This window comes from Stenotrophomonas sp. Steno-C15, assembly GCF_056393265.1.
Map to the genome: position 1 here is coordinate 14,443 of NZ_JBWJPF010000018.1, position 22,701 is coordinate 37,143.

18 protein-coding genes are annotated in these 22,701 nt (G+C 65.7%); 7 read left to right on the plus strand and 11 right to left on the minus strand.

Going from position 1 to position 22,701, the window contains the following annotated elements:
* Positions 1-42 precede the first annotated feature (42 nt).
* Positions 43-1,251 carry an acetyl-CoA C-acyltransferase gene (locus AC06FB_RS13670; protein ID WP_053520191.1) on the plus strand — a complete coding sequence of 403 codons (1,209 nt, stop codon included), beginning with the start codon at positions 43-45 and terminating at the stop codon, positions 1,249-1,251.
* Between the two features lie 476 nt (positions 1,252-1,727).
* Here the strand turns inward: AC06FB_RS13670 and galU are convergent, their stop codons facing one another.
* From galU to cmk, 8 genes are all read right to left on the minus strand, one after another.
* On the minus strand, positions 1,728-2,606 hold the full coding sequence (gene galU, locus AC06FB_RS13675; RefSeq protein WP_478053780.1) for a UTP--glucose-1-phosphate uridylyltransferase GalU: 879 nt from the start codon (positions 2,604-2,606) through the stop codon (positions 1,728-1,730).
* Entirely contained in the window at positions 2,606-4,516 is a 1,911-nt protein-coding gene (locus AC06FB_RS13680) for a polysaccharide biosynthesis protein (protein ID WP_053517731.1), read from the minus strand. Before AC06FB_RS13680 ends, galU begins: the two co-directional genes overlap by 1 nt.
* A gap of 3 nt (positions 4,517-4,519) precedes the next feature.
* Positions 4,520-5,509, minus strand: a complete 990-nt coding sequence (locus tag AC06FB_RS13685) for an MraY family glycosyltransferase (RefSeq protein WP_053517733.1) — start codon at positions 5,507-5,509, stop codon at positions 4,520-4,522.
* A 3-nt stretch (positions 5,510-5,512) separates the two neighbouring features.
* A complete protein-coding gene (gene lapB, locus AC06FB_RS13690) occupies positions 5,513-6,691 on the minus strand; it encodes a lipopolysaccharide assembly protein LapB (RefSeq protein WP_053517734.1) in 1,179 nt (392 codons plus the stop codon).
* Positions 6,692-6,697: 6 nt separating this feature from the next.
* A complete protein-coding gene (locus AC06FB_RS13695; protein WP_253118805.1) occupies positions 6,698-6,982 on the minus strand; it encodes a lipopolysaccharide assembly protein LapA domain-containing protein in 285 nt (94 codons plus the stop codon).
* Positions 6,983-7,059: 77 nt separating this feature from the next.
* On the minus strand, positions 7,060-7,365 hold the full coding sequence (locus tag AC06FB_RS13700; RefSeq protein ID WP_053517737.1) for an integration host factor subunit beta: 306 nt from the start codon (positions 7,363-7,365) through the stop codon (positions 7,060-7,062).
* Between the two features lie 85 nt (positions 7,366-7,450).
* A complete protein-coding gene (rpsA, locus tag AC06FB_RS13705; protein ID WP_053517739.1) occupies positions 7,451-9,130 on the minus strand; it encodes a 30S ribosomal protein S1 in 1,680 nt (559 codons plus the stop codon).
* A gap of 199 nt (positions 9,131-9,329) precedes the next feature.
* Positions 9,330-10,007: a (d)CMP kinase gene (gene cmk, locus AC06FB_RS13710; protein ID WP_053517740.1), complete on the minus strand. Its 678-nt coding sequence runs from the start codon at positions 10,005-10,007 to the stop codon at positions 9,330-9,332.
* A 197-nt stretch (positions 10,008-10,204) separates the two neighbouring features.
* On the opposite strand from cmk, the gene ykgO reads away from it, so the two are divergent.
* From ykgO to AC06FB_RS13740, 6 genes are all read left to right on the plus strand, one after another.
* A complete protein-coding gene (gene ykgO, locus AC06FB_RS13715; RefSeq protein ID WP_005409283.1) occupies positions 10,205-10,330 on the plus strand; it encodes a type B 50S ribosomal protein L36 in 126 nt (41 codons plus the stop codon).
* Between the two features lie 146 nt (positions 10,331-10,476).
* Positions 10,477-10,806 (plus strand): hypothetical protein, encoded by a 330-nt coding sequence (locus AC06FB_RS13720; protein ID WP_053517741.1) that lies wholly within the window; start codon positions 10,477-10,479, stop codon positions 10,804-10,806.
* A 39-nt stretch (positions 10,807-10,845) separates the two neighbouring features.
* Positions 10,846-11,883 (plus strand): agmatine deiminase family protein, encoded by a 1,038-nt coding sequence (locus AC06FB_RS13725; protein WP_478053781.1) that lies wholly within the window; start codon positions 10,846-10,848, stop codon positions 11,881-11,883.
* 164 nt (positions 11,884-12,047) lie between these two features.
* Positions 12,048-12,935, plus strand: a complete 888-nt coding sequence (locus AC06FB_RS13730) for a carbon-nitrogen hydrolase (protein WP_053517744.1) — start codon at positions 12,048-12,050, stop codon at positions 12,933-12,935.
* A 13-nt stretch (positions 12,936-12,948) separates the two neighbouring features.
* Entirely contained in the window at positions 12,949-13,479 is a 531-nt protein-coding gene (locus tag AC06FB_RS13735) for a GNAT family N-acetyltransferase (protein WP_111185650.1), read from the plus strand.
* A gap of 4 nt (positions 13,480-13,483) precedes the next feature.
* Positions 13,484-14,704, plus strand: coding sequence for a TraB/GumN family protein (locus AC06FB_RS13740; protein ID WP_053517747.1), 1,221 nt, complete (start codon positions 13,484-13,486; stop codon positions 14,702-14,704).
* A 189-nt stretch (positions 14,705-14,893) separates the two neighbouring features.
* On the opposite strand, the gene AC06FB_RS13745 is transcribed toward AC06FB_RS13740, so the two are convergent.
* From AC06FB_RS13745 to AC06FB_RS13755, 3 genes are read right to left on the minus strand one after another with little or no spacing between them, the layout of a single operon-like run.
* Positions 14,894-17,971, minus strand: coding sequence for an efflux RND transporter permease subunit (locus AC06FB_RS13745; RefSeq protein WP_065181330.1), 3,078 nt, complete (start codon positions 17,969-17,971; stop codon positions 14,894-14,896).
* Positions 17,968-21,429, minus strand: a complete 3,462-nt coding sequence (locus AC06FB_RS13750) for an efflux RND transporter permease subunit (RefSeq protein WP_322523328.1) — start codon at positions 21,427-21,429, stop codon at positions 17,968-17,970. The genes AC06FB_RS13745 and AC06FB_RS13750 overlap by 4 nt, the downstream gene beginning before the upstream one ends.
* Before the next feature lie 56 nt (positions 21,430-21,485).
* On the minus strand, positions 21,486-22,631 hold the full coding sequence (locus AC06FB_RS13755; protein ID WP_053517749.1) for an efflux RND transporter periplasmic adaptor subunit: 1,146 nt from the start codon (positions 22,629-22,631) through the stop codon (positions 21,486-21,488).
* Positions 22,632-22,701: the final 70 nt, after the last annotated feature.

Consider the following 22,701-nt stretch of genomic DNA (forward strand, 5'->3'; position numbering starts at 1 on the left):
GCATGGCTCGACTCTACAAAACCTATTCGAGAGATCACTGCAATGACCAAGCAAATCCAGGACGCCTACATCGTCGCCGCCACCCGTACCCCGGTGGGCAAGGCGCCCAAGGGCATGTTCCGCAATACCCGCCCCGACGACATGCTTGCCCACGTGCTGCGCAGCGTTGTCGCGCAGGCGCCGGGCGTGGACGTCAACCGCATCGATGATGCGATCATCGGCTGCGCGATGCCGGAAGCCGAGCAGGGCATGAACGTGGCGCGCATCGGCGTGCTGCTGGCCGGCCTGCCGAACACCATCGCGGCGCAGACCGTCAATCGCTTCTGCTCCTCCGGCCTGCAGGCCGTTGCGCAGGCCGCCGATGCGATCCGCCTGGGCAACGCCGACCTGATGCTGGCCGGCGGCACCGAGTCGATGTCGATGGTGCCGATGATGGGCAACAAGATCGCGATGGCACCGAGCGTGTTCGACAACGACCATGTCGCCATCGCCTACGGCATGGGCATCACCGCCGAGAAGGTGGCCGAAGAGTGGAAGGTCTCGCGCGAAGAGCAGGATGCCTTCGCCCTGGCCTCGCACCAGAAGGCGATGGCTGCGATCCAGAAGGGCGAGTTCAAGGACGAGATCAGCCCGTATGAGATCGTCTCGCACCTGCCGGACCTGGCCGATGGCCAGCGCATCATCACCCGCAACAAGGTTGCCGATACCGACGAAGGCCCGCGCCCGGATTCCTCGGCCGAAGGCCTGGCCAAGCTGCGCCCGGTATTCCGCAATGGCCAGTTCGGTGGCACCGTCACTGCCGGCAACTCGTCGCAGATGAGCGACGGCGCCGGTGCCGTGCTGCTGGCGTCGGAACAGGCGATCAAGGACTACGGCCTGACCCCGCTGGCGCGCTTCGTCAGCTTCTCGGTGGCCGGCGTGCGCCCGGAAGTGATGGGCATCGGCCCGATCGCCGCGATCCCGAAGGCACTCAAGCAGGCTGGCCTGAACCAGGATCAGCTGGACTGGATCGAGCTCAATGAAGCCTTCGCCGCGCAGTCGCTGGCGGTGATCCGTGACTGCGGCCTGGACCCGGACAAGGTGAACCCGCTGGGTGGTGCGATCGCCCTGGGCCACCCGCTGGGTGCCACCGGTGCGATCCGTACCGCGACCCTGCTGCACGGCCTGCGTCGTCGCCAGCAGAAGTACGGCATGGTGACGATGTGCATCGGCACCGGCATGGGCGCGGCGGGTATTTTCGAGGCGCTGTAAGGTTCAAAGCGTTGCCGGCTGATTGCTGATGGTGGGGCCCGGGTGGGTGAGACTGCCCGGGACACGCCGTAAACCCGTCCTTGGGGGCTTGGCAGCGGCATCCATGCCGCTGACAGTCCCGGCCAGCCTCACCCACCCGTGCCACCCAACATTCCGCGCGGCGGAGGGTTCAGCAAAGGCAAGATCAAAAGCTGGGGTCAGATCCCTTTGCTGCGCAAAGGGATCTGACCCCAACAAGCAAAAAGGCAGCCGATGGCTGCCTTTTTGCTTTTGCTCTTGTCTTTGATTCCGCCCTTCCCGTCCGCGCCCGCAGGAAACTGTCGAGAGGGGGCGGATGGCCCTCTCCAAAACCGTTGGCGCCACGGATGGCGCCATCGAGCACCATGGAAGGGCTTTGGCGTGTTTTGGAGAGGGCCATCCGCCCCCTCCCCCACGTATCAATCAAGGCGCCAAGACGGAGCGCTTGAAGAAATCCGTTACTCCGCCAGCATCGCCGCCAGCTTCTCGCGCGCCGGACCCGCCAGCTTCGGGTTGTCCAGCGCGAAGCGGATCGTCGCCTCGACCAGCCCCAGGTGCGTGCCGCAGTCGAAACGGGTGCCCTCGAAACGGTAGGCATCGACCTGCTCGGTCTTCAGCAGCTGCGCGATCGCATCGGTCAGCTGGATCTCGCCACCGGCACCACTGCCGGTCTGCCCCAGCAGATCGAAGATCTTCGGGCTCAGCACATAGCGGCCGACCACCGCCAGATCGCTGGGGGCGTCCTCCGGCTTCGGCTTCTCCACGATCTGCGAGATACGGCCTTTGCGGCCATCGAAGGCTTCGGTGGCCACGATGCCGTAACTGGCGGTCTTGTCGTGCGGCACGTCCTCGACGGCGATCACGCTAGCACCGCTGGCCTCATTGAGATCGGCCATCTGCTTCAACGCACCGTCGCCGCGGTTCCAGATCAGATCGTCCGGCAGCAGCACGGCGAACGGCTCGTCACCGATCACGGCCTTGGCACACAGCACCGCGTGGCCCAGACCCAACGCTTCGGCCTGCGTCACGAAGACCGCACGCACGCCGTTGGGCAGCACGTGGCGGATCATCTCCAGCTGCTCCTGCTTGCCGGCGCGCTCGAGCTTCTGTTCAAGCTCATACGCCTTGTCGAAATAGTCGGCGACCGCGTGCTTGTAGCGGTTGGTGATGAACACCAGCGTGTCACAGCCGGCTTCTATGGCCTCATCAACAGCGTACTGGATAAGCGGACGATCGATGATCGGCAGCATTTCTTTCGGCACCGTCTTGGTCGCCGGCAGGAAGCGCGTCCCGAGCCCTGCCACGGGAAAAACTGCTTTACGAATTCGCTTGCTCATTAGTGCCTGTTGGCCTCGCGTGTCGGAAACGGCACGACTTTAGCGGATGAGATGTAAGCATCCTGTTCGATTGGAGAAAACTCCGGCATCGTCGCGAACAGGATCTCCTGGATGGTGTCGATGTCGTAGCTGCTGATCGCTTCGCGCAGCTTCGGAACGTTGCCGAGCACCATGTCACGCGAGAACGCGCGCACGCCGGCTTCGAGGATCTTGGGGTGAGCGGTCGAACGATAGTCCTCGTCGGAATAGAACAGCGTCTCGTGCAGCTTCTCACCCGGGCGCAGCCCGGTGTAGATGATCGGAATATCCTTGTACGGCTGCTTGCCGGCCAGCCGGATCATCTGCTCGGCCAGCACCCGGATCGGCACCGGCTCACCCATGTCGAGCGTGTAGATGGCGCCATGCGACGCCGAGGCGGCCGCCTGCAGGATGAGCTGGCAGGCCTCGGGGATCGTCATGAAATAGCGGCTGACCTCCGGGTCGGTGACCGTGACCGGCCCGCCCTTGAGGATCTGCTCGCGGAACAACGGCACGACGCTGCCCGCCGACGCCAGCACGTTGCCGAAGCGCACGGTGACGAAGCGGGTATGCGTGGACTTCTGGTCCAGGCTCTGGCAGATCATCTCGGCGTAGCGCTTGCTGGCACCCAGCGCATTGACCGGATCGACCGCCTTGTCGGTGGAGATGAACACGAAGTGCTCGACGTGTGCCTCCAGGCAGGCACGGGCGACGTTCTCCGTGGCCAGGATGTTGTTGCGCACCGCCTCGCGCAGCTGCCGTTCCAGTACCGGCACATGCTTGTAGGCGGCAGCATGGAAGGCCGTATCGACCGGGTGCAGCGACAGCGCATGGCGGATCACTGCGGGGTCACCGCAGTCACCCAGCACGGCTTCGATCTCGATGTCGGGAAAACTGCGGCGCAGTTCGCCTTCGATGGTCAACAGCAGCAGTTCGCTGATCTCCAGCAGGACGATGCGGCCTGCACCGTGGCGCGCGCACTGGCGGCAGAGTTCTGAACCGATCGAACCACCGGCACCGGTCACCATCACGGTGCGCCCGCCCAGCCAGCCACGGATCAGGTTCCAGTCCGGCATGATCGGCTTGCGGCCGAGCAGATCCTCGATCGCCACTTCCTTCAGCTGGCCCGGCAGCGACTGCCCCTGCAGGATGTCACTGAGCTTGGGCACGGTGCGGAACGGAACCCCGGTGCTCTCGCAGATGGCGACCACGCGCTGCATGCCGGCGGCATCCAGCGACGGAATGGCGATGACCAGCAGCTTGGCTGCGGTTTCGCGGGCCACGGCCGGCGCATCGTCCAGCGTGCCCAGGATCGGCAGGCCCTGCAGTTTCGCGCCGCGCAGGTGCGGGGCGTCATCGAGCAGGCCGACCGGCTCGAAATTGCCGGAACGACGCAGATCGCGGACCAGCGTTTCGGCGGCCTGTCCGGCACCCAGGATCAGCACGCGGCGCGCGCTCGAATCGGACTGCAGCGCCTGGTAGTCCTTCCATGCGCGATACAGCAGGCGCGGGGCACCCAGCAGGGCCGACAGCGCGAAGGGATAGATCACCAGCACCGACATCGGCACGCCGTTGAAGCGCTTCCACATCAGCACCAGGACGATGGCGACCATGCCGATGAAGCTGGCTTTGAAGATGTTCAGCAGGTCGCTGACGCTGGCAAACCGCCACAGGCCGCGATACAGGCCGACGCGCCAGAACACCAGTCCCTGCAGCAGCAGGACCAGGGTGGTATCGACATTCCACAACGGCAGCGCAGGCGCGTCCGGCAGGATCGAGTAACGACCGGCGTGGAGCAGCTGCCAGCATGCCCAGACCATGAACAGGTCGTGGCAGACAATGGCCGTACGCGGCAACAGGCCGAGGATTCTATCCCGCCAGGGTGAAGACATATTTCAAGGAGTTCCTTGTCGGTGGCGCATTCCATTGCGCAGGAGGAGCCACAGCATGCTCAGCGTGATGAACCAAGCAATTGCCACGACAGCCTCCCACCTCGGCTGCAGATTCGAACTGACATTGAACACTGTAATGCTGAATAGGCCCAAAACAAAGTACATCCCTGTCACCAGGGCGTGGCTGGCTCCTGCCTGCACAGCGCGCTGATAGACGTGCTGGGTGTGGGGTTCCATCCAGCGTTGTCCGGAAATGATGCGCGCCAGCAGTGTGAAGCCCGCGTCCACGAGGAACGGTGACAGCGGCACCAGCAGGAGGATCCAGTTGATGTCCGTGCGCAGGCTGGCCACGGCCACGACGGCCGCCACCGCGTAGCCCAGCGCTCCGCTGCCGACATCCCCGAGGAAGATGCGTGCGCGCGGAAAGTTGAAGGGCAGGAAACCCACGCAGGCCAGCCCGAGGGCGATGGCCAGCAATGACCACGGCCAGGGCAGCACCGGAGCGAACCCCAGCGCGACCACGATGGCCTGGCTGCTGGCAATGCCGTTGATGCCATCCATGAAGTTCCAGATGTTGATCAACGAGGCGGTGAAGAACAGCACCAGCAGGGCCAGCAGCCAGCTGCCGCCGTGGATCTTCACCAGCCCGGCCAGCAGGCCGGCAGCAATGAAATGAACAAGCAGCCTGCGCATGGCCGGCAGCGGGCGATGGTCGTCCCACCAGCCGATGCCGGCGACCAGCAGCAGGCCGGCAGCGGCGACCAGCAGGCTCGGCATGGCCTGCGGCCACGCCCACATGGCCACGGCTGCGGTGGCCAGCAGGCTGATGACAATGGCGATGCCGCCGCCGCGTGGCGTGGCGACGCTATGGCTGCGGCGTTCCCCGGGGTGGTCCATCAGCTGCCGGCGCAGCGCGTAGCCGCGCGCCGCCCAGGTCAGGGCGGCGCTCAGCAGGGCCAACGCCAGCAGCGCGCCCATCACGAGCCAGGGCATGATTCAGAGCACCGCGTAGTTCAGCAGCGGCTTGACCGTACCCCATTCCTTGCAGCTCGGGCACTGCCAGTGGTGGGTGCGCGCGCCGAAGCCGCAGCGTGTGCAGCGGTAAGCCGGATTGCGCACCAGCAGCTGGTCGGTGATGTGCTTGAGATCGTGCAGGGTGGCGGTGGAATCGGCACCTTCGGCGAGGGTCAGGTCGATCAACGCCGATTCGCCGCGCACCGAGGGGCGGTCCTTGAGCTGGCGGCCCAGATAGGCGCGCGCAGGGGCGACACCTTCCTGTTCCTCCATCAGCCGGGTCAGCGCCAGCACCGGCGCGATACCGCGGTAGTGCTCGGTCATTTCCGAAAGGAAGGCGCGGGCGCCGCCCAGGTCGCCGACCTTGCGGTAGTTCTGCATCAGCGCCGGCAGCAGTTCCGGCAGATACTCCGGGTCATTGCGCGCAGCACGCTCGAAGGCTCGCACCGCCGCTTCGGGATTGCCGGCATCGCTCTCCAGGCGTCCTTCGATGATGCCGGCGCGCACCGACATCGCATCGGCCTGGTAGGCACGGGCAATGGCCGCCCTCGCCTCTTCCAGCTTGCCGGCGCCACGGAAGCGTTCGGCCAGCTCGCACTCGAACTGCCCGATCAGCTTGCCCATCGGCTCGCCGGTGACATCCTCGAAGCGGGTGGCGTTGTCGATCGCCTTCTCCCAGTCGCGCTCGGCCTGGTAGATCCCGATCAGGTGCTTGAGCGCCTGCGGCGCACGCTGGTCCAGCTGGGCCAGCTCGGTGAACACGGTCTCGGCGCGATCCAGCAGGCCGGACTTCATGTAGTCCTCGCCCAGCGCCAGCAGCGCCTGCACGCGCTGCGCATCGCTCAGATCGTTGCGGTTGACCAGGCCCTGGTGCAGGCGGATGGCGCGGTCCACTTCGCCGCGGCGACGGAACAGATGGCCCAGCGCGACCTGGGTCTCGAAGGTTTCCTTGTCGAGCTCGGCGATGTGCAGGAACAGCTCGATGGCCTTGTCCGGCTGCTCGTTGAGCAGGTAGTTCAGGCCACGGAAGTAGGTGCTGGACAGTCGGCTGACCTGGTTGTCACCGTGGCGCTGACCGCCACGCCGTCCGATCACCCAGCCGGCCAGGGCGGCCAGCGGCACGAACAGGAAAAACCAGAACCACTCGGTGACGAAATCCATCTTCGATCAACGTCCGTCAAAAGATTGGGGGGAAGCGACCGGTGCCGGCGACGCGGCAGCGGACTTGTTGGCGCGGCGCAGCTGGCTGTAGAGCGGAACGACCACGCTCACCAGCACCAGGCCGGCGCCGACCACCACGCCCACCAGCAGGGCGGCGATCAATGCCACGCCGACGGAGGTATGCAGCTCGGTGAACAGCAGGTTGATCGACATCGCGGTCATGTTGACCGCACCGATGATCAATCCAAGGATCAGCACCGCCAGCAGGACCAGCAGACGAAAGACCTTCATGCGACAGCTCCAGGGGCGGGAGACCGTAGCTTATCCGACTCGCGGCTGGATTCGCACGCGGTGGCGCGACGGGACGCTCAGGCGGGATCGGCGTCCAGCGGCAGCACGCTGCTGACCCGCTCGCGCAGTTCCTTGCCCGGCTTGAAATGGGGAACGTGCTTGCCCGGCAGGGCAACCGATTCGCCGGTCTTGGGGTTGCGACCCAGGCGCGGCGGGCGGTAGTGCAGCGAGAAGCTGCCAAAACCGCGGATTTCGATGCGATCCCCGACAGAGAGGGAACCGCCCATCATTTCCAGCAACGACTTCACCGCCAGATCGACATCATCGGCCTTCAGGTGCGCCTGACGGCGCGCAAGGATTTCGATCAGTTCGGATTTGGTCATCACCGGCTCACATCAGGGGCATTTCAGCCTGAAACGGCCCGGGCAGTGCCCGGGCCGTCCAGGAAACAACGAACAACGGGCCCGATTACTCGGACTTGCTACCGTTCAGCTGGGCACGCAGCAGCGCGCCGAGCTGGGTGGTGCCACCCGAAGCGGACTGGTATTCCTCCAGCACTTCGCGCATTTCCGCGTCGTCCTTGGCCTTGATCGACAGCTGCAGGGTACGGCCCTTGCGGTCCATGCCCACGAACTTGGCTTCGACCTTGTCGCCGACCTTCAGGTGCTGGGTGGCGTCGTCAACGCGCTCGTTGGCGATGTCGCGAGCCGAAACGTAGCCTTCGATGCCGTCGGCCAGTTCGATCACGGCGCCCTTGGCGTCGACTTCCTTCACCACGCCTTCGACCTTGGAGCCCTTCGGATTGGCCGCCATGTACTGGCCGAACGGATCCTGCTCCAGCTGCTTCACGCCCAGGGAGATGCGCTCGCGCTCCGGGTCGACGGCCAGGACGACGGCGTCCAGGGTATCGCCCTTCTTGAAGTTGCGAACGACGTCTTCGCCGGTGGTGTTCCAGCTGATGTCGGACAGGTGGACCAGGCCATCGATGCCACCGTCCAGGCCGATGAAGATGCCGAAGTCGGTGATCGACTTGATCTGGCCGGACACCTTGTCACCCTTCTTGTGGGTGGCAGCGAAGGTTTCCCACGGATTGGCGGCAACCTGCTTCATGCCCAGCGAGATGCGGCGACGCTCTTCATCGACGTCCAGCACCATCACTTCGACTTCGTCACCGACCTGCACGACCTTGGACGGGTTGACGTTCTTGTTGGTCCAATCCATCTCGGAGACGTGCACCAGGCCTTCGACGCCCGGCTCGATCTCGACGAACGCGCCGTAATCGGTGACGTTGGAGACCTTGCCGAAGACGCGGCTGTTGGCCGGGTAACGACGGGCGATGTTGTCCCACGGATCTTCGCCCAGCTGCTTCAGGCCCAGCGAAACGCGGTTGCGCTCGCGGTCGAACTTCAGCACGCGCACGTCCAGCTCGTCGCCGACGTTCACGACTTCGGACGGATGGCGCACGCGCTTCCATGCCATGTCGGTGATGTGCAGCAGGCCGTCGATACCGCCCAGGTCCACGAACGCGCCGTAGTCGGTCAGGTTCTTGACGACACCCTTCAGGATCGCGCCTTCCTGCAGCTTGTCCATCAACTGCTCGCGCTCTTCCGAGTGCTCGCTTTCGACGACAGCGCGGCGCGAGACCACGACGTTGTTACGCTTGCGGTCCAGCTTGATGAGCTTGAATTCCAGCTCCTTGCCTTCCAGGTAGGCCGGATCGCGCACCGGGCGCACATCGACCAGGGAACCCGGCAGGAAGGCGCGGACATCCTTGATGTCCACGGTGAAACCACCCTTGACCTTGCCACTGATGCGGCCGGTGATGGTTTCGTTCTTTTCCAACGCTTCTTCCAGCTCGTCCCACACCATCGCGCGCTTGGCCTTCTCGCGCGACAGGACGGTTTCGCCGAAGCCGTTCTCGATGGAGTCGAGGGCGACCTTGACGATATCGCCTTCGGCGACATCGATCTCGCCAGCGTCGTTACGGAACTGTTCGATCGGCACGATGCCTTCGGACTTCAGGCCAGCGTTGATCACCACGACGTCGCCGCGGACTTCAACAACGGTACCGCTGACGATGGCGCCCGGCTTCAGCTTGGCCAGATTGGCCTGGCTGGCTTCAAACAGTTCGGCAAATGATTCGGTCATTAGATTTACTCTGTTGGACACATGGGTCGGTGGCGTCCCTTCGGGGATGGGCGACCGCCCGCCTGTTGGTCGACCCCGGAAAAGCAGGTCGTGTGTGAAGTAGGAAAACCGCCACGCATCATTGCGCGACGGAGCTTGTACAGCACTGCTATTGCGCGACCACCACCGATGCGGCTGGCAGTGCTCCCGCGCGAACGGATCAGGCAGCCGGAACCGGAAGCAGATCCATCACTCGGGCAACGACATCTGCGATGCCGATGCCTGTGGTGTCGATGAGGACGGCATCGTCTGCCGGCTTCAGGGGCGCCACGGTACGCTGAGCATCACGGGCGTCGCGGGCCATGATCTCGCGCAGGAGGTCATCAAAGTTAACAGAAACCCCCTTGTCTTTCAACTGCTTATGCCGGCGCTCGGCGCGCTCTTCGGCACTGGCGGTCAGGAACACCTTGTAGGGGGCATCCGGGAAGATCACCGTACCCATGTCGCGACCGTCCGCGACCAGGCCCGGCAGCTCCCTGAATGCGCGCTGCCGCTCCTTCAGGGCCGCCCGGACTTCGGGAATGGCCGCGATGGCCGAGGCCAGCGCGCCGGTGGTCTCCAGCCGCAGTTCGTCGGTGGCATCGCTGCCATTGACCAGGACCCGCATCGCGTCACCCTGTTCAACAAACTGAACATGGGTATCGAACGTGCACCGCACCAGTGCCGAGGCGTCGGAGGTATCGATGTCGGCCCAGCTGGCGGCCACGCCCACCGCCCGGTACAGGGCGCCTGAATCCAGGTAATGCCAGCCCATCCGGCGCGCCACGATGCGGCTGATGGTACCCTTGCCGGCCCCTGATGGGCCGTCGATGGTCAGGACGGGAGCGAGTGGATTCATGGGGGTCCCAGTACGTGTGAAGGGGGCATTCTAGCCCCTGCCGGACACCCCGCGACGGATCTTTTGCGCAACCACTTGAAACCATGAGGAAAAGCCCGGTAGAATGGCGGGCTTGAACGAGCGTCAACTGCCGATTGTCTTTCGCATATCGCGGCCACGCTCCACCCGAACAACTACTGTTTACGCCGAGGTATGCCATGAAAGTCCTGTCCTCCCTGAAGTCGGCGAAGGCCCGTCACCGTGACTGCAAGGTCGTCCGTCGCCGTGGCAAGATCTTCGTGATCTGCAAGTCGAACCCGCGTTTCAAGGCGCGTCAGCGCTGAGCCCAACAGCCTTCGTGGCTGCGGCTGGTCCCGCGCGGGACCGACCCGATGCAAAAAGCCGCCTTCGGGCGGTTTTTTGTTTATGCGGCTTTTTCCTGCCGATTTTGCTGTAATCGCCTTTCTTGACCACTGGGGAGTAGATCGAGATGAAGCGTTACCTGTCCACCCTGGCCGTGCTGGCCACTCTGGCTGCCGCCACGCCGGCCCTGGCCGACACTCTGCTTGTCGACCGCGCCCGCGAGAAGCCGGCCGGCGCCCTGCCCCTTCGTGGCCAGTCCATGCAGCAGGTGCAGAGCCAGTTCGGTGCGCCCAGCGAGCAGCTGCAGCCGCGCGGCGGGCAGAAGCGGCAATGGCCGACCATCAACCGCTGGGTGTACCCACAGTTCACTGTCTACTTCGAGAAGCAGAAGGTGATCGACGTGGTGGCCAACCAGGCGGACCCGAACGAAATCGGCCCGAAACCGCCGATCCGTTGACCCCTTTACCCGCCCCGGGCGGGCCTGTGTAGCGAGACCATGAACCAGACCCTTCGTTTTCCTGCCGAGTGGGAAGCCCAGAGCGGCGTCCTGATTGCCTGGCCCACCGCCGATACCGACTGGGCCGACCGCCTGGGACAGGTGGAGGAAACCTATATCGCACTGGTTGCAGCGATCACCCGCTTCCAGCCGGTGCTGATCTGCGTGGCCGATGACGATGTGGAGACCTATGCCGAAATGCGGCTGCGCTCCAACCGCATCGACATGGACAGGGTGCACTTCACCACGGCGGCCTACGACGACACCTGGCTGCGCGACTCGGGCCCGATCACCCTGCGCCGTGCCGACGGCGGTTTCCAGCTGCTGGACTTCCGCTTCACCGGCTGGGGCGGCAAGTTCGATGCCACCCTCGACGATCAGCTGGTGGGCGCGCTCGACCAGGCCGGCATTTTCAACGACGCGCCGGTGCGCAGCATCCCGTTCGCGCTGGAAGGCGGCGCCATCGAAACCGACGGTGAAGGTACCCTGCTGACCACCTGGAAGTGCCTGCACGAACGCCACCCGGATCGTGACCGCGCCAGCCTGAGCGCCGACCTCGCCGACTGGCTGCAGCAGGAGCGCGTGCTGTGGCTCGACCACGGCTACCTGGAAGGCGACGATACCGATGCCCACATCGATACCCTCGCCCGCTTCGCCTCGGCGGACAGCATCGTCTACCAGGCCTGCGACGACGAGAACGACTCGCACTACGCCGAGCTGCAGGCGATGGGCAGGGAACTGGCTGCGCTGCGCACCCGTGACGGTCAGCCATACCGCCTGTTCCCGCTGCCGTGGGCACAGCCGGTGATCGACGAAGGCCGCCGCCTGGCGGCCTCGTACGCCAACTACCTGATCGTCAACGGCGCGGTGCTGATGCCGGCGTACGGTGATCCGGCCGACGATCTGGCCCGCGACGTGCTGGCCAAGGCCCATCCGGGCCGCGAGATCGTCCAGGTGCCCTGCCGCTCGCTGATCTGGCAGAACGGCAGCCTGCACTGCATCACCATGCAGCTGCCGGAAGGCCTGCTGAAGGCGTAGCACGATGCGGTAGCGCCGGGCCACGCCCGGCGAGCACAGCGGCATTCGGTTCGTACGCCGGGCATGGCCCGGCGATACCGGCCGCGTGCACCTGTTCAGCGGCCGACACGCTGCGGCATCGCATACGCGCTAACATGCGGGTTTTCCCCCGCAGGAACACCCGCATGAACTCGCGCAGCCCGCTTACCGTCGCCCTGATCCAGGAGCGCAACCACGGCGATGCCGCCGCCAATCTGGCGGTGATCGAGGCACGCGTGGCCGAAGCGGCAGCGCAGGGCGCCAAGCTGGTGCTGCTGCAGGAACTGCACAACGGCCCCTACTTCTGCCAGCACGAGTCGGTTGACGAGTTCGATCTGGCCGAACCGATCCCGGGCCCGAGCACCGAGCGCCTGGGTGCGCTGGCGAAGAAGCATGGCGTGGTGCTGGTCGGTTCGCTGTTCGAGCGCCGCGCCGCCGGCCTGTACCACAACACCGCGGTGGTGTTCGAGAAGGACGGCACCCTGCTCGGCAAGTACCGCAAGATGCACATCCCGGACGATCCGGGTTTCTACGAGAAGTTCTACTTCACCCCGGGCGACATCGGCTTCACCCCGATCGACACCTCGGTGGGCCGCCTGGGCGTGCTGGTGTGCTGGGACCAGTGGTATCCGGAGGCGGCGCGCCTGATGGCGCTCGCCGGCGCCGAGCTGCTGCTGTACCCGACTGCGATCGGCTGGGACCCGGACGACGTGCAGGACGAGAAGACCCGCCAGCGCGATGCCTGGGTACTGAGCCACCGTGGCCATGCCGTCGCCAACGGCCTGCCGGTGCTGAGCTGCAACCGCGTCGGCCATGAGGCCTCGCCGCTGGGCGCGTCGGGCATCCAGTTCTGGGGCAACAGCCACGTGCTCGGCCCGCAGGGCGAGTTCCTGGCCGAAGCCGGCACCGATGCCGCTGTGCTGGTATGCGACGTCGACCTGCAGCGCAGCGAGCACGTGCGCCGCATATGGCCGTTCCTGCGCGATCGCCGCATCGATGCCTACGGCGATCTGCTCAAGCGCTACATCGACTGAACCGGAGCCGCGCATGGCCGTCCTCATCCGTGATGCCGGCCCGGCCGACATCGCCGCGATCACCGCGATCTACGCGGTCGAAGTGACCGACTTCGTCAACACGTACGAGTACGACATCCCGGACCCGGCCGAGATGCTGCGCCGCATGCGCGACATCATCGACCGCGGTTTTCCCTATCTGGTCGCCGAGATCGACGGCCAGGTCGCCGGCTACGCCTACGCCAACACCTACCGCACGCGCATTGCCTACCAGTGGACCGTGGAGAACTCGGTCTATGTCGATGCACGGTTCCAAGGCCAGGGCGTCGGCACCGGCCTGTTGCAGGCGCTGATCGACGCATGCGTCGCACGTGGCTTCCGGCAGATGGTGGCGGTGATCGGCGAACCGACCAATACCGCTTCGATCAGGCTGCACGAGCGTTTCGGCTTCGAGCTGGTCGGCGTGTTCCGCGGCCTCGGCCGCAAGCACGGCCGCTGGCTGGACACCGTGCAGATGCAACGCGCGCTCGGCGACGGCGCCGACACCGCACCTTCCAATGAATGACTCCATGACCGAAATCCTTCCCGAGACCGGCGACGATCTGTTCGCCGGCCAGCCGGTGCGCGTCGTTGAACGCGACGGCGTGCGCTACACCCTGCTGGGCACCGCCCACGTTTCCCACGCCAGCGTCGAGGCGGTAGAGAAAGCGATCAACAGCGGCCGCTTCGATGCCGTCGCGGTCGAACTGGACCCCCAGCGCCTGCAGGCCCTGAGCGATCCGGACACGTTGGCCAAGCTGGACCTGGTCGAGGTGATCCGCAAGGGTCGCGTTGCCCTGTTCGCCGCCAACCTGGCGCTTTCCGCCTACCAGCGTCGTCTGGCCGAACAGCTCGGCATCGAGCCGGGTGCGGAACTGAAGCGCGCCGTCGAACTGGGACGTGAGCGCGGCCTGCCCGTCCACCTGATCGACCGCGAGGTGGGCCTGACCTTCCGCCGCGCCTCGCAGCGGCTGGGCTTCTTCGGCAAGCTGAAGCTGGTTGCGGGCCTGGGCGCCGGCCTGTTCTCATCGGAAGAGGTGGGCGAAAACGAAATCGAGAAGCTCAAGCAGGGCGACATGCTGGAGTCGAGCTTCGGCGAGTTCGCGACCGAGAATCCCGCGCTGTACGAAACCATCATCGGCGAGCGCGACCGCTACATGGCCACGCGCCTGCGCGAAGAACACGACCCGCGGCAGCGCGAAGTCCTGGCGGTGGTCGGCGCCGGCCATCTGGCAGGCCTGGCGCGATACCTCGAAACGGATACCGATGCACCGGCACCGTTGCGCGCCGAACTCGAAGCCGTGCCGAAGAAGCGCAACATCCCGTGGTTCACGCTGGGCATCCTTGCCATCGTCATCACCGGCATCGCCGTCGGCTTCTACCGCGGAGGCCTGGGCGTGGGCACCGAACTGCTGGCCACCTGGGCGATGTACACCGGCGGCCTGGCCGGCCTCGGCTGTCTGCTGGCCGGCAGTCACCCGCTGAGCATTCTCACGGCGATCGTGGTCGCCCCGTTCAAGCCGTTCCGGCTCAGCATTCCCACCGGCGCGTTCTCGGCGCTGGTCGAGGCACGCCTGCGCAAGCCGGCGTACCAGGATTTCCTGCAGCTGCGCGACGATGCACAGTCGTTGAAGGGCTGGTACCGCAATCGGGTCACCCGCGTGGTGCTGACGTTCATGCTGACCAATCTCGGCAGCATGCTCGGCCTGTGGCTGACCGGCTTCCAGGTGTGGGGCAAGGTGGCAGGTTGATTGCAACGCCCCGCCGAGCATGGCCCGGCGCTACCGCGTGGCGGCGAATTGCGACACCCGGCGATACCGCGAGGCGGTGATGGTAGCGCCGGGCCATGCCCGGCAAAAAAAGGGGGAGGCCGCCCCACTACGACCGGCCTCCCCACACCACAACACGTTGTCGTTCCCCGTAGTCGGGCAAGCTCGACGCTAGGCGGCCGTTGCCGCCACCTTCTCCAGGCCGCGCGCGCGGCGGATCAGCCGCGTCACGGCATTGCGCAGGTCGTCCAGCACCGCGTAGATCGTCGGCAGGAACAGCAGGCTGACCACGGTCGAGAACGCCAGTCCACCGGCGATGGCTCGGGCCATCGGCGCGTACTCCGGGCCGTCGCCGAACATCTGCGTGTTGGTCAGCGAAATCGGCACCATCGCCAGGATTGCCGTTCCCATGGTCATCATGATCGGGCGCAGGCGCTCGCGTGAGCCCTCCACCAGCGCCTGGGTACGCCCCATGCCGCTGCGCCGGAGGTTGTTGATGTGCTCGATCATCACGATGCCGTTGTTCACCACCACGCCCATCAGCACCAGGATGCCGATGAAGGACATGATTCCGAACGAGGTGCCGGTGATCCAGAACAGCCAGAACACGCCGAAGATCGAGAACAGCACGCCGCTCATGATCGCCGCCGGGAACAGCAGCGATTCGAACACCGCCGCCATCACCACGTAGATCATCACCAGCGCGATGAGCAGGTTGAACACCATCTGCTGCATCGCCTCGTCATCGTTGCCATAGTCGCCGCCATCGAAGGTGTAGCCATAGCCGGCCGGGAAGCTCATCGGCTTGAGTACGGCCTCGATCGCCTTGCGTCCGTCCGGTGCGGTGATCTTCTCGGCCAGGTTGGCCTTGATCGTCAGCGTGGTCTGCCGGTTGGTTCGGCCGATCTGGGTGGCGGACGAACCGACATCGACGCTGACCAGACTCAGCAGTGGCACGCTGCGGCCGTCGCCGGTACGCACGCTGAAGCCGGCCAGGTCTTCCGGACTGCTCTGCTCGGCCCCGGCGAAGCGCACCCAGACCGGCACCTCGTTGTCGCCTCGCCGGAACTCACGCATCGGTGCACCGCGCAATGCCAGGCCGACAAAGCTGGCCACCTGCTCGGCGTTGAAGCCGAAGGCGGCGGCACGCTCGCGATCGACGCGCACCTTGAGTTCACCGCCCTTCTCGCCATTGTCGATGCGCACGTCGCGCAGCTCCGCACGCTGGGCCAGCAGGGGCAGCACTTCCTGGCCGATTTCCTGCAGCATGCTGCTGGAATCGCCGATCAACTGCACCTGCACGCCCTGGTTGCCGCCACCACCATCACCGCCCTGGTTGCCGACGAAGTAGTCGGTACGCGCGGACTTCGGCAGGCCCTTGCGCAGCTCCTCCTGCAGTGACTTGATGTCCTTGGCGTACTTCTCGTCCAGGGTGACAACCGTCGAGCTGCCTTCCTGCTCGCTGTACCAGGAGTACACCTGCTTGACGTGCAGGCGCTCACGGTTCTCGTCGATCCAGTTCTCCACCCGAGCCACTTCCTCGGACATCTGCCGGTAGGTGTAGGCACCCTTCCACATGTAGCCGATGAAGATGTCCTTGCCACCTTCACCACCGAACATGTCCACCTTGGTCAGTTTCATCGGCACCAGGCTGACGGCCACCACCAGCACGATGCCCAGCAGGCTCCAGCCACGATGGTGCAGCGACCAGTCCAGCACCTGCGCGTAGCGCCGCTGCAGGCGCGCGATCAGGCCGGTCTGCGAGTGCACGAGCTTGGGCGTGGCCATGCGCGCGGACAGCATCGGAATCAGGCTGACCGCCACCAGCCAAGACGCCAGCAGCGATACCGAAATGGTGATCGCGATCTGTGCCATGAAGATGCTGATGTTGTTGGTCTCGCCGAACAGGTTCGGCACGAACACGATGCAATGGCACAGGGTGCCGGCGCTGAGCGCGATGGCGACGTTGCGGGTGCCGATGATCGAGGCCAGCCGTGGCTGTCCCGGCATGCGCTCGCGCTCCTGGTAGATGCTCTCCACCACCACCACGGCGTTGTCCACCAGCATGCCCACCGCCAGCAGCAGGCCCATCATGGTCAGGATGTTCAGCGTCACCCCGACGAAGTACATGAAGCCCAGGGTGATGGTGAAGCAGATCGGGATGGCCAGCGTCACCATCAGCGTGGACGGCCAGTGGCGCAGGAAGAAGAACAGCACCGTCACCGACAGGATCAGGCCCACCGCACCGGCTTCGGCCAGCTCCAGCAGCGAGGAGGTCACCGCCTTGCCCTGGTTGTCGATGACCTTGATCTGCACATCGCGCATCGAGGCCTGTGCGCGGATCGCTTCGACTTCGGCCAGCGCCGCGCGCGAGACGTCGACCAGATTGGCGCTGCGCTCCTTGAAGATATCCAGGCCCACTGCCGGGTTGCCATCCAGGCGGCGGCCATAATTCATCCGCGCCGGCTTCAGCCGCACATCGGCGATGTCACCCAGCCGCAGGCCCTTGGCGTTGATCACCAGATCGCGCAGTTCCTGCAGGTCGGTGATCTCGCCGACCGGTTGCACGCGCACACGCTGGCCGTTGTCATCGATCTGCCCGGCCGAGATCGAAAAGTTCAGCGTGCGCAACCGTTCGCTCAGCTCGTTGATGCTCAGCCCGTGCGCGTTGAGCCGGTTGGGATCGATCGCGATCTCGACTTCATTCGGCGGTGCACCGGTGATGTCCACGCGCGCAACGCCAGGAATGCGCTCGATGCGCCGCTTGAACTCGCGGTCGAGCATGTCATAGGCGGTCGTCAGGTCGGTGGTGCTGGCCAGGCGCACCTTCAGCACCGGCTGGTCGCTGCTGGACCACTTGAACACGTTGTAGCGCTGCAGGTCGTCAGGCAGGTCGCTGCGGATCGCATCGATACGTTCGCGCGCGTCCGAAGCGGCGATGGCGATGTCACGGTCCCAGTCGCTGAACTCGATGAAGATCAGCGCCGCTTCGGACGTGGCCGAGGAGCGCATGCGCTTGATCCCGGTCATCGTTGCCAATGACTCTTCCACCGGCCGGATGATGGTCCGCTCCACTTCTTCCGGTGTCGAGCCCGTGTACGGAATCTGCACGAACAGGAACGGCGCGGAGATGTCCGGCAGAGCCTCCAGTGGCAGCCGGAATGAAGCGATCAGGCCGATCACCACCAGCGATACGAAGCACATGATGGTGGTGACCGGACGGCGGATGGAGAACTCGGCGACACTCATGCCGGCTCCTCGCCGCCGACGCGGCCACCTTCTGCGATCCGCAGTCCGTCGCCGGCGTGCTTGCGGCCGCGTTCGCGGTAGTAGGCGTCGCCGCGGCGATCCATCAGGTCGTAGACCACCGGGATCACCAGCAGGGTCAGCAGGGTGGAGACCAGCAGGCCGCCGATCACGGTGATCGCCATCGGCGCACGTACTTCAGCGCCCTCGCCCATCGCCACCGCCAGTGGCAGGAAGCCGAACAGCGTGCACAGGGTGGTCATGATGATCGGACGCAGGCGCGAGCGCGCGCCTTCCACCAGCGCCTCGTGCTTGGCCACGCCGGCCTCGCGCAGCTGGTTGACCTTGTCGATCAGGATGATCGCGTTCTTGGTGACCAGTCCCACCAGCAGGATCAGGCCGATGAACACCACCACCGAGATCGGCTTGCCGGTCAGCATCAGCGCCAGGATCGCGCCGACCAGCGCCAGCGGGATGGTGAACAGGATCACGAACGGATGCAGCAGCGATTCGAACTGCGACGCCATCACCAGATAGACCAGGAAGATCGCCAGTCCGAAGGCGAAGATCAGCGACGTTGCCGCCTGCGCCAGCTCCTCGCCCTGGCCACCGATATGCAGGCCGACGCCCGCACCAAGCGGCTGTTCGGCGACCATCTGCTGCACTTCGCGCATGGCCGCGCCCAGATCGATGTCACGCAGGTTGGCCGAGACCACCGCGACGCGGGTCTGATCGGCACGGTGGATCTCGCTCGGACCGGTGGTGGCCACCACGTCGGCCACGGCGTCCAGGGTGACCGGACGGGTACTGCCCGGGTTGACGATCAAGCGGCGGATGCTCTCCACGCTGGCCCGGTCGCCTTCCTGTGCCCGTACCAGCACGTCGATCTTGCGGTCGCGGAAGCTGTAGCGGGTGGCCACATCGCCGCGCACCTTCTTCACCACGACGTCGGCGATCTGGCGGGTGGTCAGGCCCAGTGCACCGGCGCGCTCCTGGTCGAAGCGGATCTGGATCTCCGGGAAGCCCTCCTCCACCGTCGACTTCACGTCGGCGTAGTGCGCATTGCCGCGCAGCAGGGCAGCCAGCCGCTGGCCGGCCTGCTCCAGCGTGGCCATGTCCTGACCACGCAGTTCGATTTCCAGCGGCGTCGAGAAGCTGAACAGTGCCGGCCGCGCGAAGTCGACCTGCGCGCCGGGGTGCCCGGCCATGGTGCCACGCAGGCGCTCGGTGATGGCCGCTTCGGTGCGCGCATCCCCACCGCCTTCCATCACCACGGTCAGCTTGCCGATGTTCTCACCGCTCTCGGTCGGGCTTGCGTCCAGCCGGGTACCGCTGCCACTGACGCCGTACAGCGAGGCCACGCCCTCGCCCTTGCCGTGCGCCAGCTGCAGTTCGCGGACCAGTGCATCGGTCTGCTTCAACGGCGTGCCGGCCGGCAGCTTGACGGTCATCTCGAAGCGGTCCTGCGCCAGCTGCGGGATGAGGTCGGCGCCCAGCATCGGCACCAGCGCCATGGTGGCTGCAAACGCCAGCGCGGCCAGGCCCAGCACCTTGCCGGGGTGCGCCAGCGCGCTCGGCAACAGCCGCAGGTAGCCACGTTCGGCCCCCGCATAGGGCTTCATCGCGATATCGCTGGCCTTGCGCATGACCGGACCGATCACGGCGGCAACGCCGCGGCAGGCACGCACCACCAGCCAGGCCAGCGCATAGAAGGTCCAGCGCACCGCAGCGACGAAGCCACGACGGCCGGCTGCAACGGGCTTCTGCCAGCGACGCTGCGGCTGCCACGCCTCGCTGGCGGGCTCTTCGGGGAACGCCAGCGGCGGCCGCCCCTTCAGCGAACTGAGCATCGGAATCAGTGTCATCGATACCAGCAGCGAAATGGCGATGGCAATCGCCACGGTCAGCGCCTGGTCGCGGAACAGCTGGCCGGCGATACCGTCGACGAACACCAATGGCAGGAACACCGCGATGGTGGTCAGGGTGGAGGCGACCACTGCCATGCTCACTTCGCGGGTGCCTTCGATCGCGGCCTGCAGGATGCCCAGCCCGCGCTCGCGCGCCTTGGCGATGCTCTCCAGCACCACGATCGAATCGTCCACCACCAGGCCCGTCGCCAGCGCCAGGCCGCCCAGCGACATGACGTTCAGGCTGAGACCCAGCTGGCCCATGAAGAAGAACGTGGCGATGATCGACACCGGCAGCGACAGGCTGATGACGAACGTGCTCCAGCCATCGCGGAGGAACAGGAAGATGATCAGGATCGCCAGCAGGCCACCGATCACCGCATCCTTCTTGACGTCGCTGATCGCATGCTCGATGAAGCGCGACTGGTCCTCGATGGTGGTCAGTTCGGCATCGCCGGGGAACGTGCCCTTGATCTGCTCCAGGCGCTTGCGCAGCGCTTCGGCGGTGGCGACGGTGTTGGCGTCGCCTTCCTTGTAGATCGCCAGCTCGACCGATTCCTTGCCGCCGAGGCGGATGATCGCTTCACGCTCCTTGTAGCCCTGGCGCACGGTGGCCACGTCCTTCAATCGGACGGGAATGCCATTGGCAACCACGCTGGAGCCACCGCCGGACGATGCGCTCTGTGCGGCCGAGGCTGCGGCGATGGCCGCAGCGGAACCGGTGGAGGCGGCAATGTTGAACATCTGCTGCAGCGCGGAGTCCGCCGCACTGCCATTGGACGCCTGGGTGGTGACCAGCAGGTTGCGGATCTCCTCCAGGTCGGCGAACTGGTTGACGGTACGCACCAGGAAGCGCTGCGAGCCCTCTTCCAGCCGACCGCCGGAGATGTTGATGTTCTCGTCCTTCAGGCGCTTGATGACGGTATCGATCGGCAGATTCAGCTGCGCGAGCTTCTGCTGGTCGATGTCGACCTGGATCTCGTCCTCCAGGCCGCCGCCGACCTTGACCGCCGCCACGCCGGTGACCGGTTCCAGCTTCTTCTTCAGATCCTCGTCGGCGTAGCGGCGCAGGATGGTCAGCTCGCGGATGGCGTCGGCATCGCTGGACGGCGCCGCCTTGCTGGACAGCACCAGGCGCATGATCGGCTCGGTGGACGGATTGAAGCGCAGCAGCACCGGGGCTTTCGCCTCCAGCGGCAGGTTCAGCGCTTCCATCTTGTCGCGCACCTCCAGGCTGGCCTGGTCCATGTTGGTGCCCCAGGCGAACTCCAGCACCACATCGCTCTGGCCGGTGCGCGAGACCGACTTCAGCTTGCGCAGGTTCTTGACCACGCCCACGGCTTCTTCCACCGGCTGGGTGATCAGGGTTTCGATCTCGGTCGGTGCCGCACCGGTGTATTCGGTGCGTACCGTCAGCGTCGGGTAGCTCAGGTCCGGCAGCAGGTTGACCTTGAGACTGCCCAGCGCTATCAGGCCGAACAGCAGCAGGGTGACCGTGCACATGGCAATGGTGACGCGGCGGCGGGTAGCGAACTCCACCAGGCCGCCGCGCATGCCGGCGGCGGCGCTTTCGCCGTGGGGCGAAGCACCGTGGTCGTGGTCAGGATGGCTCATTGCCGGCTCCCGGCCTTGTCTGCCGGCTTGGCCGAGGCCGTCGCCGTCTTCGCCTTCGGATCAGCGATCACCTGCACGGCGGTGCCGTCGCGCAGCGCGACCTTGCCTGCGGTGACCACCTGGTCTCCAGCCGCCAGGCCATCACGGATCTCCACCCATGGCCCCTCGGCGTAACCCAGCTTGACCGGAACGCGTGCGACCTTGCCGTCGCGCACCCGGAACACCGCCGGCTCACCATCGTCGAGCAGCGCCAGGCGCGGCACGACCAGGGCGTCGGCACGCTGGTCGTAATCGATGCGGATCCGGCCGAACATGCCCGGCTGCAGGGAATGGGCAGTGCCGTCGAAGGCACTGACAACACGGAACGTGCCGCTGCCCGAATCCACCACCGGTGCGATGCGATCAACGATGCCGGTGAAGCTCTGGCCCGGCAGTGCATCCGCCGACAGGGTCACCGGCTGGCCGGCACGCAGCGTTGCCAGCTCGCGTTCGGGAACGTTGAGGGTGGCTTCCAGGCGCGAGTTGTCGACGATGCGGAAGATCGGCGTGTTGATCTGCACGAAGTTGCCGGTCTTGATCGAGCGCGAGGCGATCACGCCGGAGATCGGTGCGACCACCGTGGTGTACGACAGCTCCAGCGTGGCCAGGCGATACTGCGCGCGCACGTTTTCCAGATCGAAGCGCAGCTGGTCGACGTCGGCGGCACTGACCATCTGCTGGCCGACCAGCTTCTGTGCGCGCTGGTAGTTGTTCTCGAGCTTGCGCATCTGTGCCTCGCTCTGCGCAACCGCCAGGCGTGCGCGGTCCGGATCGAGCCGTACCAGCGGCTGCCCCGCGCTGACCCGCTGGCCTTCCTCGACCAGCACCGCCAGCGCCACGCCCGAGGTCTTGGCAACCACCTGCGACTCGGCGCGCGGCTCCAGCGCGGCGGTGCCGGTGTAGCTGGCCGCCACCGCGCGGCGGCTGGCCACCGCGACCTCGACCGGCACGGACTCGACTTTTTTCTCATCCTTGGTTTCGGCGGCCTTGGCCTCGCTATTGGGGCCCGCGGCGCAACCGCCCAGCATCAGCGTGGTGGAGATCAGCAGGGCGGCGGCGCAGAGTCCGCTGCGGCGGCCATGCAGGAAGATTGGGTGCGACATCGTCAGGTCCCTGGAGGATGCGTGGGCAGGTGTGGTAGCAAAGTAATGCACCACTTCACGGCAACACCAT